Origin of the sequence: Streptomyces sp. NRRL B-24572, assembly GCF_002156145.1 — a bacterium.
GTDB lineage: Bacteria > Actinomycetota > Actinomycetes > Streptomycetales > Streptomycetaceae > Streptomyces > Streptomyces vietnamensis.
The window spans coordinates 1-879 of sequence record NZ_MWIG01001223.1 but is presented as its reverse complement, the minus strand read 5'-3'; the positions used below and the strand labels follow the sequence as shown (position 1 = coordinate 879).

At 80.2% G+C, this 879-nt stretch carries 1 pseudogene; it reads right to left on the bottom strand.

Annotation, left to right across the window (positions count from 1 at the left end):
• Positions 1-879, bottom strand: a pseudogene (locus CCN56_RS41440) (serine protease); the annotation flags it as partial.

The window sequence follows — 879 nt, the reverse complement described above, 5'->3', positions numbered from 1 at the left end:
GGCGGCGGGCACCCTGGGCTCGGCCAGGGCGCGCGGGAGGTGGCGGGCGCGGGTGTGCGGGTCGCGGACGAGGAGCCCGAGGGCGGCGCCGTGGAGGGTCTGGTCGCCGGGGCGGGCGAGCAGGGCGAGGGCGGCGTAGCGGAGGAGCTCGCGGTCGGCGGAGGTGGCGACGTGCCCGGCGACCAGGTGCCCGTACGCGGCGGCCGCGACGCGCCGCTCCGGGCGCCCGTCGTCGTGTGCCCAGCGGTCGACGGCCCGGCAGAGCGCGGAGGGCTCGTCCCCGGCGAGCGCGGCGAGGAGGTCGTCGGCGAGCGGGTGGGCGGTGGCGACGAGCGCCTCGCACAGGTCGTCGACGGCGAGCGCCCGGTGGGTGTGCAGGAGGGCCTGGGCGGCGGTGGCGACGGCGGGCCGGGGGTCGCCGAACCAGCGGCAGAGGAGCGGCTGGACGCCCCGGGGGTCGGCGGCGAGGAGGGCCGCGACGGCGTCGAGGCTGCGTTCGCCGAGCCGCCGCAGCAGATCGATCCGCTCGTCCTCGCCGACCGGCAGCCCCAGCCAGAAGGCGGTCCCGAAGGAGGCGAAGACCGGATGGTGCTCCGGGTGGGCCCCGACCTCGTCGGCGAGGAGCCGCAGGACGGGCAGGTACGGCCGCGGGTCCGGCACCCGCCGCACGCTCTCCCCGAGCAGCCGGGCGGCCCACCAGGCCCCGTCCCCGTTCCGCCCCTCCCGGGCGAACCTCCCGAGCGCCTCGACGAGCCCGGCCAGCCGGGGCCCGAGCCCCGCGGCCCCCCGCTCCCGGTGGAGCAGCAGCAGCGCCTGCGACACGGGTCCGATGCGGTGCCTGGGCACGGGCAACGGCCCACCCGCCGCCTGTTCCCCGGC